Raw genomic sequence first — 12,949 nt, 5'->3', positions numbered from 1 at the left:
GGGATAGGCCATCGGCAGCGGCATGTCGCCGATGGCCTGGTCTAGCTACTGCGTGGTGGCTACGGCAGCCGCTCCCGTGCCTGCGGCATAACTTCCGGTCTGCGTCAGGGCGCCTGTGCTGCTATTGATGCTGTAGGTCGAGACAGTGGCGGCGTTGGAGTTGGCTACGTAGACAAATTGGCCCGTGGGGTCGGCGGCCACTGCATACGGTTTGCTACCGGTGGCAAAGCTTCCTACCGTGGTCAGTGCCCCTGTGCTGGTGTTGATGCTGTAGGCGGTCACGGTGTCGGCCTCCGAGTTGGCCACATAGAGGAACTTGCCCCGCGGGTCTACCGCTACCGAGCGGGGTGCCGTGCCTGCGGTGTATGTTCCCACGGTGGTCAATACTCCGGTGCTGGTGTTGATGCTATAGGCCGAAACCGTGTTGTTGAAGCTGCCGAAACCGAAGTTTGCCACATAGGCGAATTTGCCGGTGGGGTCTATAGCGATTGAGCGGGGGCCTGAGCCGGTTGCTACTGTGCCAATGGCCGTCAGCGTGCCGGTGCTGCTATCCACTGTGTAGGCGGAAACCGTGCCGTCGCTGTAATTGCTGGCGTAGGCGAATTTACCCGAGGGATCCACTGTGACGGAGCGCGGACTGGTTCCCGTTGCGACCGTTCCAAGTGTTGTCAAGGCGCCAGTGGTCGTGTCCACGGTGTAGCTGGAAACCGTGTTGTCAATGGAGTTGGCCACATAAGCGAATTTGCCCGAGGGAGCGAGGGCAACAGTGGTTGGGTTATTGCCGGTCGCGGAGCTGCTGCCAACAGTACTCAAGGCGCCGGTGCTGGTGTCAATGGCGTAAGTCCACAGGGTGTTGTCATTGAAGTTCACCACATAGGCAAATTTGCCCGACGGCGCAACCACTACCGAGTCAGGAGCTACGCCTGTCGCATAGGCGGTGCCTACCGAGGTCAAAGCCCCCGTGTTGGTATCGACCGTGTAGGCCGACACTGTATTTGCACCGCTATTCGCCACGTAGGCAAATCGCACTGAAGGTGTGGTGCAAGTCACCGCGATATTGGTGACGGACGCACTGGCTGTGCCGCTACCGTTGCTGACGGTGCAGGTCTGGCTGGGCAAGCTTGGTTGGCTACTGACTGTGACGCTATAGCTGGCCCCAACGGCCAGGGCCGTGGCCATGGTGAAACTGCCGTTTGCGGAGATGGCGAGGTTGTCGCCCGCGTTGTTTTGCAGCACCAGGCCTGAGCCCGTGAGGCCGCTGACGGTGCCTCCTATGCTGACGGTGCCAGAGGTACCGCTGCTACTGCCACCGCCGCCACTGCCGCAGGCGGCCAAGCTAATGGCAAGAGCTAGCGCAAAAGTAGTTGGCGCGCATGCGCGAAAGAAGCTTGTTGAGATGAGGGAGTTTTTCATGGCCTGTCTTTTTGCACAGGCAACAATTGCCGGCTTTTTAGAATACCGTGAAATTGGAATTCTTTGCGTTTGTATATGTAAACTTTACGTATTCGACGTGGTCAAAACCCCGGTTTTTAGCGGGTCAGTACATAGTCCGCCAGGTAGCACCAGTCTGGTATGGGTACTTTTTTGGACGAGTGACAGATGCTGAGCCGGTCCAGCACGATCTCACGCCCCACGTATTCATCAGCCAGTTCCTGGCACAGCCGGGCGTTGTCCGGGTGCGCTTCGCCATAGGCCAGGCTCAGGTGGGGAAAGGGTGACAAGCCTAGCTCTGTCTGGCTGAAGGCTTGTGCCGCAGCCTGCATTCCCTTGAAGGCGGTGCAGGGGGCAAAGCGCAACACCATACAGCGGAAGAAATGCGGGCTGCATTCCACTGCCTCCACCCGCCAGCGCTGTGCCGGTATTTTGCGTGCCAGGGGCGCCAGCATGTGGCGTAGTGCGTCCAGCGGCTGGGCCAGGTCGCCCTGCACCGTCACGTGCGGGGCGAAGCGCTCGCTGCCGCGCAGGGCCGCCAGGCGATCAATCGTCTGCAGCAGCGCGGCTTCATCCGGTGCTGCGGGGCGTAGCCAGATGGAGTATTCAGCGGGCACCACCATGGGCTTATTTCCCCACGCCCGCCAGCACATCGGCCTTCAGGAAACGCTCCACAAACAGCATGAACAGTACCGATGGCACCAGCAGCAAGAGTGCGGTGATGGATGCGATCTGGTAGTTGCCTTCCATGGCCGCGTTCAGCATGGTCAGCGGCAGGGTGTGCACATCCGGCACGCCGACGAAGAAGGTGCCCGAGAACTCGTCCAGCGAGATCAGGAATACGAAGATGGCGCTGGCCATCAGCCCGGGTGCCGCCAGAGGCAGGGTCACAGTCAGGAAGGCGCGCAGCGGAGATGCACCCAGGTTGCGCGCGGCTTCCACCTGTTCCTGGTGGATGGCGGCGAACGAGGCCGAGGCGATCCATACCGCGAAGACCAGACCCTGTATGGCATGCACCAGCATGACGCCCCAGATGGTGCCGGTCAGGCCCAGGCCGTAGAAGATGCGCGCGATATTCATGTGCACCGCCACCGTAGGGAAGGCCTGCGGCAGCAGAAAAAACAGCAAAAACAAGTTGCGAAACGGCAGCGTGCGTTTGGACAAGGCGTAACCGGCGGGAATGGCCACCGCCAGGCTCAGTAGCACCGTCAGCACCGCTATCAGCAGGCTGGTGGTCAGCGCACGCATGGCGCCGGCTTCGGGACGGAACACCTTGTTCCAGAAGGCGAAGCCCCAGCGCACCGGCAGCTTGGCCGGGAAGTACCAGGCTTCGGTCACGGTCCAGATCAGCATGTTCAGCAGCGGGCCAAAGACGGCGATGGCTAACAGGCCAATGAGCAGTAATTGAAGCAGCGAGCCCACGAAGTCCGGGGTGCGGGAATGGCTGAGCTTCATTTGGGTTGCCCGCCCGTGCGCAGACCTTGGCGCAGATAGAACCACGCGGCCACTCCGCTCATCGCAAATGCCACAAAGCCCAGCGCGTTGGCTACGCCGTAGTCGCCATAGGAGTTGACGCGCCAGGCCATGTCCACCGTCAGCAGCGTGGGCGAGCCGGCGATGATCATCATCGGCACAGACAGCGCCGACAGCATGGTCACAAAAGACAAGATCAGACTGACCCACACGGTGGCCATCACCTGCGGCAGCACGATTTCCAGCAGGATGCGCAGCCGCCCCGCACCCAGGCCGCGCGCCGACTCGATCATGGAGCGGTCCATGGAGGCCATGGCTCCGCTGATCAGCAGCGCGGCAAACGGCAGCTGCTTCCACACAAAGGTGACCACCACGCCACGCCAGTCCAGCAGGCTCATGGCATTTAGCGGCTCCACCAGGCCCACCGCCATCAGCGCGTTGTTCAGCATGCCGTTCTTGGCCAGAAAGGTGCGCATCAACTGGGCCGCCACCACGAAGGGAATGAACAGCGGCCAGCGGTAAATCCAACGCAGTGCCGCCACCGCGCGCCGGTTCTCACCCAGCGTGAGGTAGCCGGCAATCGCCACCGCCAGCACGCCCACCAGGGCGGTGGACAGCACGGTCACCACCGCGGTCAGTGTGATGTCGCTACCGTACAGCGCGAAGGCCTTGGCGAAATTACCCAGGTCCCAGCCGCCCGTGCCTTCATTACGGAAGGCATAGGTGAGTGAAAACACCAGCGGGTAGACAAACAGCAGACCCACCATCGCCAAGGCGGGTAGCAGCAGGGCCAGGGCGGACAAAAGTTCGGAAGGTCTGCGGCGCATCGCTTGGCGTGCTTAGTTCTGTACCTGGGCTTCGTACTGCTCGCGCAGGTCCTTGAAATAAGGCGCCAGCGGGAAGGGCTTGCCATTGCGTGCCAGGTCGGTCGGGGTCACGTCCACGAAAAGCTGATTCCAGATCTTGGGGTCCAGCACGGGTTTGACCACATTAGCGTCAATGCCCGGGTACCAGTTGAAGCGCCGCACAATGCCGTCGGCCTGCACTTGCGGGCTGGTGGCCAGGGCGATGAATTTCTTGGCCAGTTCCACGTTCTTCGCCTTGGCCGGGATGGCATAGTAGTAGGGCTGGCCAGGCATGCCGGGCGACAGGATTTTCAGCTTCATGTTGGGTGCCAGACGGCCCTCGGCCTTCCAGCTCTGGAACATGTCCACCCACACCGGGCCCATGGCGATTTCGCCACGGTTCAACATGTCCAGCGTGCCGGCGTTGCCTGGCGTGAACACTACTTGCTGGTTGAAGCTCTTCAGGTCGGCGAAAGCCTTCTTCCAGCCGGCAGGCGGCTTGGCGTCGTACGGGCCTTGCTGCACGGTCTCGGGGTTGCCGCCGTAGGCATACATCCAGCCCACCACAAAGGCCACGCCCGACATACCGCCCTTCAGGCCGTTGTAGCCAAAGCTCTTGGGGTTCTTGGCCACAAAGGCACGCAGCTCGTCGTAGGAAGCGGGCGGGGTCTTGATCAGGTCGGGGTTGTAGGCCAGCGCAGTCTGGCTTTCAAACATGGGCATCACATAGCCGTCCACATTCACGCCCAGGGCCTGCTTGGCAGATTGGCTGACGGCGTACTTGCCGGTGGGGATGCTGTCACGGTATTTCAGCAGCAGGCCGTCACGCACCATTTCGCCGGTTTTTTGTTGATTGGGCACGATCACGTCGGTGTCCCAGGTGGCGGCGCCGGCGGCTTTCTGGGCCTGCAGCTTTTCCATCATTTTTTGCGAACCGGCATCGTCCGGGCCGGTGCCCACCACGCTGACCTTGACGCCCGGGTTCAGCTTCTCGAACAGCGGGCCCAGGTAGTCGGTCACGTAGTCCACCATGTTCTGTGAACCGCCGCTGATCACATGCAGCGTGGTGGTCTGGGCCTGTGCGCCCAGGGACAGAGTGCCCAGCGCCAGGGCAATGGAGGCAGCGAGTGTGCGGCGAAGTAGTGGCATGGAGTGCTCCTGTGTAGCAATTAAAAAAAGGGACTCAGGCCTGTGCCGAGGCACGTGGGTAGATGTGCAGCGCGTGGGCGGGAATGCAGACGGTAACGGTGTCGCCGTTCGCCATGGGGCGCGGGTGGTCGATGAAGAATGCGCCGCATTCGGTCGTGATTTCGCAGCGGTAGCCGCCGCCCAGGTAGCTCACCTGGTGGATGCGGCCGGGTATCTGCAGGCTGTCATCGGCCTGCGCGTCGGACGCGCCGAGGCTCGCCATTTCGCTGCGGAAATGCACTTGCGCCGGGCCCTGCACAGGCATGCTGGTGGCGCACCACACCTGGGCCTGCGGTACGCGCGGCACACGCAGCTGTACGCCGCTGTTGTCGGCTTGGGCTTCACAGTGGATGGTGTTGTCGGCCCCCATGAAGGTCGCCACGTACGGTGTTTGCGGGCGCTGGTATACGTCTTCCGGGGCGCCGATCTGGGCAATGCGGCCCTGCTCCAGTACTACCACCTGGTCGGCCATTACCATGGCTTCTTCGCGGTCGTGCGTGACCAGGATGGCGGTGACGCCCAGCGCGCGCTGGATGGATCGGATCTCGTGGCGCATCTGCAGGCGTATGCCGGCGTCCAGATTGGACAGCGGCTCGTCCAGCAGCAAGATTTCAGGCTCCACCGCCAGGGCGCGGCCCAGGGCCACGCGCTGGCGCTGCCCGCCGGACAGCTCGCCTACGCCGCGCGCACCAAAGTCTTGCAGGCCCAGCATCTGCAGCAGCTTGTCTACGCGTTGCTGGATCTCGGCGCGCGGTACGCGGCGTAGCTTTAGGCCGTAGCCGATGTTTTGCGCCACGCTCATGTGTGACCACAGCGCGTACGACTGGAACACCATCGCCATGCCACGGCGCTCGGGCGGTTCGTGCAGGATGTCCTGGCCCTTGACGGTGATGCTGCCCGCCTTGACGGGGTTGAAGCCCGACAGGGTGCGCAACAACGTGGTCTTGCCGCAGCCCGACGCGCCCAGCAGGGCCACGAAACTGCCTGGTTCAATATCCAGGTCAATGCCTTTGAGCACTTCGTTCGCGCCATAGGCTACGCGCAGGCCGCGCACGGAAATAATCGGGTTCACAGCGGGCTTCTTTGTCGGACGTCGTTTGACTACAGCAAACGATATCCACAAAACATGACTCTTGCGTGACGGGAAAACCCTTTATCAGTGACAGTCCCGTGACAAGGCCTGCCGGGTGCTGCAGCTACAGCTGGGCGATGGCCGCGCGCAAGTCGTCCACGTTCAGCACCTCGGACAGCACCTGCGGCGCGCTGCCGGGCTTGTACAGCACATACACCGGCACGCCGTTGCGGCCCAGCTGGCCCAGAGCGGCGGTGATGGCCGGGTCGCGGCGGGTCCAGTCGGCGCGCAGCAGCTGCACGTTTTTGGCGTCCAGGTCGGCCAGTACGGCGGGGTGGGCCAAGGTGGTGCGCTCGTTGTATTGGCAGGTAATACACCAGGCGGCGCTGAAGTCCACCATCACGGGCTGGCCGGCGGCCAGGGTCTGCTCGACCCGACCCGGCTCCCAGGCTTGCCAGCGGCCATCGGCCAGGGCGCGGACAGGAGGCGCCAGTTGTGTAATGTTATGGCCGATAGCGAAGGTCAATACTGCGGTTGCAGCTATCGAAACAATAGCATATGCGGTGTTTTTCTGGCGCAGCGTCCACAGCACCACCGCCACCCCGGCCAGCAGCGCCAGTAGGCTGGCGGCGCCCGCCATGCCGCTTTGCTGGGCCAGCACCCAGACCAGCCAGGCCACCGTGGCCAGCATGGGAATCGCCAGCAGCCTGCGCAGGGTTTGCATCCAGGCGCCGGGGCGTGGCAGCAGCCGCGCGACGGCCGGGCTCAGGCTGGCGGCCAGGTAGGGCAGGGCCATGCCCATGCCCATGATGGCAAACACCGGCAGCGCCTGCACGGCGGGCAGGCCCACGGCAAAACCCAGCGAAGCCCCCATGAAGGGAGCGGTGCAGGGCGAGGCCACGGCCACCGCCAGCACGCCGGACAAAAATGCGTTCAGCGCCGGATTGCGCGCCTGCAGCGTCACCACGCGGCTGGGCAGGAACTGGCCAAATTCGAAGAGCCCGGCCAGGTTCAGCCCGACCACGGTGAACAGCACGGCCAGCCCCGCCACCACGGCCGGTGACTGCAGCTGAAAGCCCCAGCCCAGCTGTTCACCGCCCGCGCGCAGGGCCAGCATCAGCCCGCCCAGCGCCAGAAAGGACAGCACCACGCCTGCGCTGTAGGCCATGCCGTCCACGCGGTGGCCCCGGCGGTCACCGGCATGCTGCGCAAAGCCCATGACCTTGATGGCCAGCACCGGGAACACGCAGGGCATCAGGTTCAGTATCAAGCCACCCAGCAGCGCACCCAGCAGGGCTGCGCCCCAGGTCAGGCTGGGGGCTGTGGGGATTTGCGATGCCGCGCTGTTCGCCTGCAAGGCGGCGGCCAGGGCGGGCGACACCGTGGGTACGGCGGCCACGGCCGGCCAGCGGCCGCTCACATTGGCCAGCGTGCGAAAGCCCCGACGGGGCTCGCCATCGGCCGTCACCAGTACCAGCGGCATTTCGTCCGGGCTTTGGCTGCGCTGGGCGGACAGGGGTACGTCGGCAGTCCACACATCGCCTTCCCAGTTCTGGGTGGGCTCGGCCGCGGTTTCGGTGATTTCTGGGGTTTCGGGGAACAGTTGCAGTGTTTTGCCGCGTATTTCGGGCGGCAGGTCGGTCACGCTGACGCGCAGGGTGTTGCCCTTGAGCACCACATTGCTGCGCGCCACCAGCGGTTCGGGCTGGGCAGCTTGTGCGGCGTTAAAGGCGGCAGCGTTCAGTCCGGTGGAGCTTTTCACCGGGATCTTCAGCACAAAGTCGCCTTCTTGCGGAATGCATTCCTTGCGGCAGACCAGCCAGGCGGCGTGCAGCTTGACCTCCAGGTCACTGGCCAGCAGCGAGGGCTTGAAGGCCGGGGTGATGGTCAGCGGCACGGGCAGCAGCACCGTGCCCTCGTAGCCGTAGTTGGCCAGTGTGCCCACCGGAATCTTGTGCGGCAGCGGCCAGGCGATGTCGCCGGCGGTGACGCCAGGCGGCAGGGTCCAGCTCAACGTGGTGGGCAGGCCGGAGTCGCCGGCATTCTTCCAGTAGGTGTGCCACTCGGGCTGGTGGCTGATCTGCAAGCCCACCCAGACCGGCTGGCCGGACACCGCGCCCTGGGGTGCGTGGGCCACCAGCTCGGCGTGCACCTGCTCGGTGTTTACTGTGGATTTTTGGGCGTTTGCGCTGATGGATATTGCGCTGGCAGCTATGAAAACGAGAGCGGTAAGGAGGCGATGCAGCATGGTGGGGCCAGAGTATGCCGGGTCGGAGCCTGTGCGGCCCGGCAAAGTTCCGGAGTCTAGCCCGCGTCGAACACCGGTGGCAGCTTCTTTGGCGCCTTGATACGCAACTGCTTGTGCACACTTTCCCGGCCAAACACCACTTCGATATCGGCCACTGCCACGCCAAAAAGCGGCGCCAGAAAGCGCACCATGTGGTCAGTGGCCTTGCCGTTTTTTGGCGTGGCCGTCACGCTGACCTTCAGTTGCGTGCCCATGGGCTTGGCGATCGCGTCACAGCAGGCCGAGGGCTTGCCCAGGATGTTGACGATCAGTACATCACCGTCCCAGGCGAAGAAGCTGTCACCGGTGGCGTTACGGGGCTGTTGCATGGCCAGATTTTAGGCCGGCCCGTTTGCTGGCTCGGGCCGCTCAGAGCCCTTCCACAAAGTTGGCCACGGTGTCCATCACTTGGGTGGGGTTGCTGCTGTTCATTTGGGTATTGATGGATGCCACGCCATGCTCCGCGCCGTGTACCCGCTTCAGTACCAGCCGGCCACCGCAACTGGTCCAGCTGTCGATATTGCCGCTGGTGCTGTAGGTGTTGGTATCCAGCGTCTGCCCGCATAGCAGCGTTGTGCGGGTCTGCTGCTGCTGCATTTCGGCGATGACGGTGTTGTTGTCCCACGCCGGGAGCGAGGCGAGCACGACCGCCGGGTTGATGGTCCAGCTGGGTGCGGCCCAGGCGCCGGTGGTCTGCATCACCTCGTCGCTGTCGCCGATGATGCCCATATAGGGTTTTGCCGCGCTGCCCGGCTGGCAAGGAGTGGCCGGCCGATTGAAGGTGGTGGACGCCGGGCCGGCCAGCGACACATAGCTGGAAAAGGTGCTGGGTGATTCGCACCACATGCGGTTGGTCATCACCCCGCCCATGGAGTGCCCCATCAGCGTGATGGTGTCGATGCCGTAGTCGCTGCGGATCTGCGCCGCCAGGGCCTGCAGAAAAGCCTTGTCATCCTGGCCTGACCGCATGGCGTAGTTGGTCCAGGTGGTGGCGCCCTCCTGTCCGTCTATGTGCTGGCCCTGGGGCAGCACCAACATGACATGGTGGGCTTGCAGCCAGGCCCAGTTGATGGTGGTGTTGCTGGCGCTGTCTGCCGTGCTGTTCAACCCCAGCTGGTAGGCGATGGCCGTCTTGTTGCCGCCGCCACCATGCAGCGCCACGATGGCCCGGGTGGCGCCCACCGGCTTGTAGATGTCCACAGCATGCGGAAAGCCACTGACTGTGGTCTGCTGCAGCTTCTCTGCGTCTACCGTGGTGGGGCTGCTGGATGTATCTCCGCTGCCACCGCCGCAGGCCGCGAGGGTGGTCAGCGTGGCCAGCACCGTGCTGCGCCCCGCTGACAGGAGCCGGATGTGGGAGAAGAGGGGTTTGGGCATGGTCGTCAATCCGTGGTCACGAGTGGAACCACGATTGTGCAAATGCCGGCCAGCCCGCGACGCTACGTTGCGTGACGAAATATGACACGCTTGTAGCATGCACGGCCCGCTGTGCGGCCCGCAGCCAGCCTGCTCAGTTCGGGTTCTTCAGCCTTAGCAGCCCCAGACCCAGCAGGCCAAAGGCGCCGCCGGTGACGCGGTTGAACACCTGGGCGCGGCGAGGGGTGGAAAACCAGCCCTGCAAGCGTGTGGCCATTAGCGAATAGACCACGTGTGAAGACAAAGCGCAGGCGGTAAATACGCTGGTCAGCTCCAGAAATTGCGGCAGCATGGGGGCGTCCAGGCGCAGGAATTGTGGAAACAGCGCGGTGAAGAACAAAATGCTCTTGGGGTTGGTCAGCGACACCAGCAGGCCCTGGCGGGCCAGCGCAAAGCGGGACTTGTGTTGCTGTGCCTGGGCCTGGGCGGCTTTGCTGAACACCGAGCCGGGATTAGTCCATTGGCGGTAGCCCAGGTACATCAGATATAGCGCGCCGGCGGTCTTCAACCCGGCAAACAGCCAAGCCGAGGTATGCAGCAAGGTGCCCAGCCCTGCCATGGCAATGCCAGACACCGTAAAAACCCCGATCGCGCTACCCACCGAGCTGCCTAGCAGCGTCTTGCGCAAGCCCCAGGCGATGGTGTTGGACACCGCCAATAACACGGCCGGGCCGGGAGTGAAGGCGGTAACCAGGGAAATGGTGATGAAAAGGAGCCAGGTGGTCGTGGTCATGGTGGGCTTGAGCGAACATGCGGGAGCATGGAATCTACCCGATTTGGTTGTTTGGTAGGGTCCCGCGCTGTGTATTAGTTGCCTGAAAAGCCAGGTTTCGGGAGGGCATTGCAAAGCGCAGGTAAATTGAGGGTTAACCCTAGTAAAACCCCTTGTGGCCCTGCAGAGACAGGCCTATAACGGAGTCGGTTGCAGCTTTATGGCACCCGTAGCAACCAGCATCTGGCAGACGTACAGCGCCGCAGACACAACACAGGGTGCGGTTTTGAAAGGTTCCCATGTCAGACGGCTCTCTCCCCACATTCCGCTTCCCCGCAGGTACGCATATCGTTCAGGTCCAGCCCCCGCAGCACGGCCCGGTGACGTTGGAGTCGCCCGCCATGGAAGTGTTTACCGACTTGGCGCAGATCCGCGCCGCCACGGTGCAGCCGCAAACCTCGCTGGACCAGTCCGAACTGAAAATGATCTACCAGGGCGTGCGCCTGCTGTTCGTGGTGTCCGACATGCCCTCGGTGGACGGCATCCTGACATCGGCCGACATCGCCGGTGACAAACCCATGCGCCTGGTGCACCAACGCCAGATCAAGCACGAAGACCTGACCGCGGCTGACTTGATGACGCCGCTGTCCGAGATCGACGCCATCACCTTCGCGGCGCTGCAGCGCTCCACCGTGGAGCAGGTGGTGGCCACGCTGGTACAGCGCGGCCGCCCGCATCTGCTGGTGATCGATTCCGACACCGCCGACCGCACCCCGCGCATCCGCGGCCTGGTGTCGCAAACCCAGGTCGAGCGCCAGCTGGGCCATCCCTTGCCAGTGACGGCCATGGCGCAGACCTTTTCCGAGCTGGAGCAGGTGTTGGCGGGGCATTGATAGTCGCGCGTCGCAGCGCGACGCGAACCTTAGACGATGCCTGCACCCAGGGCTGGGAACACATCGGTGAACAGCAGGGTGATCAGCTGTTGCCCGGCTGGTGTCGACCAGTCCTGTGCAATCTCCGCCATCAGCGTGTTGGTGGCGGTTAGCACCACGCCCGCGTCGTGCATGCGCTGGCGCGAAAACTCTTCGGACAAGTCGCTGGGGGAGCCGGATGCATCCATCACGGCCTGCACGTTGAAGCCTTCTAGCGCGGCATCAATGGCTGGGAAGATCAGGCACACGTCGGTGGTGACGCCAGCCATGATCAGGTTTTTGCGGCCGGTTGCAAGCACCGCGTTGTGGAAGTCGGCGTAGGCCCAGGCATTCACCACACCGGGGCGCTTGACGCGGGCTGCATGCGCTTCGGGCAGGATGTCGGCGATTTCCGGCAGGATCGGGCCCTGGGCGTTGGTTTCCTGGCTGGACGTGATGACCACCGGCATATTGAGTATCTTGGCCATCTTGGCCAGAGCAATCGACTGCTTGGCGGCCAGCTCCTTGTCAATGTTCTTGATCAGTTGCATGGTGCCGACCTGGTGGTCGATCAGCAGCAAGGCAGTGTTGTCGGCGGTGAATCGTTCAACTTTCATGGTGTAACTCCTAGGTAGTGAATGGGGCGCGTGGAATACCCGCCCGGGGAAGGGTGGCGAGCTGTTACAGCTTTCCCATATCGCCACGGTGGTAAGCGGCGGTAGCCGCGATAAGGTCCTGCTGGCTCGCAAAAGCCATGGGCCCGTTGGAAAAAATAGCTTGGTGCAGTGGTGCGCCGATGAACACGGCGACCTGGGCGCGCGCCGTTGGGGCGGTTAGCGAGTGCGTCGTCGCTGCGGTGTTGACGGGCAGGATCGGGGCTCCGAGATCGTCCAGACCGAAGCCTTGGCCATCCAGCGCTGCGCTGCCCAAGACCGGCATGAAGAGCGCGCGCTGCCCAGCAGGCACCGGCAGCACCAGCTCGGCACCCGCCTCCAGCGTGATGTCCAGCAAAGTGGCTGCGGTGGGCGGCGCCAGCGGCGAGTGCAGACCGCCAAAGCTGCCCAAGGGCACGCGAACCTGGACGCCGGGGCGCTGCACCACGGGTACGTCTTGCGGGGCCAGCGTCAACGCGAACGGCGCTGCGCTCTGCCGGTCCTGCGGCAGGTTGACGAAGATTTGCAGCAGGTGCGCGGTGCGCCCTGGCACTGCGGGGTTTTCTTCGTGCACCACGCCCCTGCCAGCGGCGGTCCAATGCAGGCCGCCTGGCTCGATCAATGTGCGATTGCCCTGCGAGTCGCGGTTGGCAATACCGGTTTCCGAGTCGAGGAACAAGTACGTCACCGCCGAAAAGCCAGCGTGCGGATGCGGCGGAAACGTGGGTGCGCCCATCCTGGCGTGGTCTATGCCCATGAAAGGGTCCAGCGGTGCAGCTTCAGAGGCATGCAGGCGGTAAGCCTGGAAATGCGGGCCCCGGTGGGCGTGCTGCATGCGGGCGATGGGGATAGTCATGGTGGATTTCTTCTGGTGCGGATGCGATGGGTGTATCTTCGATTAATCCTCGTAAGAGATAAATACGTAAAAATGGCAATCATTGATCCATAAATGGCGTAATCA

General features: G+C 63.3%; 13 protein-coding genes. 1 reads left to right on the top strand and 12 read right to left on the bottom strand.

What is annotated here, in order from left to right; all coding sequences use genetic code 11:
* Positions 1–45: 45 nt before the first annotated feature.
* The 10 genes from AC07O2_RS16150 to AC07O2_RS16105 all read right to left on the bottom strand — a co-directional run bounded on the left by AC07O2_RS16150 (position 46) and on the right by AC07O2_RS16105 (position 10,445).
* Positions 46–1,413 carry a lactonase family protein gene (locus tag AC07O2_RS16150; protein ID WP_495076770.1) on the bottom strand — a complete coding sequence of 456 codons (1,368 nt, stop codon included), beginning with the start codon at positions 1,411–1,413 and terminating at the stop codon, positions 46–48.
* 116 nt (positions 1,414–1,529) lie between these two features.
* The gene (locus AC07O2_RS16145) at positions 1,530–2,054 is read right to left on the bottom strand and encodes a 2'-5' RNA ligase family protein (protein ID WP_495076769.1); all 525 of its coding nucleotides are present in this window, start codon (positions 2,052–2,054) and stop codon (positions 1,530–1,532) included.
* Between the two features lie 4 nt (positions 2,055–2,058).
* Positions 2,059–2,886 carry an ABC transporter permease gene (locus AC07O2_RS16140; RefSeq protein WP_495076768.1) on the bottom strand — a complete coding sequence of 276 codons (828 nt, stop codon included), beginning with the start codon at positions 2,884–2,886 and terminating at the stop codon, positions 2,059–2,061.
* Positions 2,883–3,731, bottom strand: coding sequence for an ABC transporter permease (locus AC07O2_RS16135; protein WP_495076767.1), 849 nt, complete (start codon positions 3,729–3,731; stop codon positions 2,883–2,885). Before AC07O2_RS16135 ends, AC07O2_RS16140 begins: the two co-directional genes overlap by 4 nt.
* Positions 3,732–3,743: 12 nt before the next feature.
* A complete protein-coding gene (locus tag AC07O2_RS16130; protein ID WP_495076766.1) occupies positions 3,744–4,898 on the bottom strand; it encodes an ABC transporter substrate-binding protein in 1,155 nt (384 codons plus the stop codon).
* Between the two features lie 34 nt (positions 4,899–4,932).
* The gene (locus tag AC07O2_RS16125; RefSeq protein WP_495076765.1) at positions 4,933–6,009 is read right to left on the bottom strand and encodes an ABC transporter ATP-binding protein; all 1,077 of its coding nucleotides are present in this window, start codon (positions 6,007–6,009) and stop codon (positions 4,933–4,935) included.
* 124 nt (positions 6,010–6,133) lie between these two features.
* Positions 6,134–8,257, bottom strand: a complete 2,124-nt coding sequence (locus AC07O2_RS16120; protein WP_495076764.1) for a protein-disulfide reductase DsbD family protein — start codon at positions 8,255–8,257, stop codon at positions 6,134–6,136.
* A 56-nt stretch (positions 8,258–8,313) separates the two neighbouring features.
* Positions 8,314–8,625, bottom strand: a complete 312-nt coding sequence (locus AC07O2_RS16115; RefSeq protein WP_495076763.1) for a DUF167 domain-containing protein — start codon at positions 8,623–8,625, stop codon at positions 8,314–8,316.
* A 40-nt stretch (positions 8,626–8,665) separates the two neighbouring features.
* Positions 8,666–9,673 carry a CE1 family esterase gene (locus AC07O2_RS16110; RefSeq protein WP_495076762.1) on the bottom strand — a complete coding sequence of 336 codons (1,008 nt, stop codon included), beginning with the start codon at positions 9,671–9,673 and terminating at the stop codon, positions 8,666–8,668.
* Between the two features lie 133 nt (positions 9,674–9,806).
* On the bottom strand, positions 9,807–10,445 hold the full coding sequence (locus tag AC07O2_RS16105; RefSeq protein WP_495076761.1) for a LysE family translocator: 639 nt from the start codon (positions 10,443–10,445) through the stop codon (positions 9,807–9,809).
* 278 nt (positions 10,446–10,723) lie between these two features.
* Here AC07O2_RS16105 and AC07O2_RS16100 point away from each other — a divergent pair, with 278 nt between their 5' ends.
* Positions 10,724–11,317 (top strand): CBS domain-containing protein, encoded by a 594-nt coding sequence (locus tag AC07O2_RS16100; RefSeq protein WP_495076760.1) that lies wholly within the window; start codon positions 10,724–10,726, stop codon positions 11,315–11,317.
* A gap of 29 nt (positions 11,318–11,346) precedes the next feature.
* Here AC07O2_RS16100 and AC07O2_RS16095 read toward each other — a convergent pair whose 3' ends face one another.
* Both AC07O2_RS16095 and AC07O2_RS16090 read right to left on the bottom strand, forming a co-directional pair.
* A complete protein-coding gene (locus tag AC07O2_RS16095) occupies positions 11,347–11,952 on the bottom strand; it encodes an isochorismatase family protein (RefSeq protein ID WP_495076759.1) in 606 nt (201 codons plus the stop codon).
* A 64-nt stretch (positions 11,953–12,016) separates the two neighbouring features.
* On the bottom strand, positions 12,017–12,844 hold the full coding sequence (locus tag AC07O2_RS16090) for a pirin family protein (RefSeq protein WP_495076758.1): 828 nt from the start codon (positions 12,842–12,844) through the stop codon (positions 12,017–12,019).
* Between the last annotated feature and the right edge of the window lie 105 nt (positions 12,845–12,949).

The sequence above is a fragment of the Rhodoferax sp. GW821-FHT10B06 genome, assembly GCF_059415605.1.
Note: the sequence above shows the minus strand (reverse complement) of the source record. Positions and strands in the feature narration are given on the sequence as shown.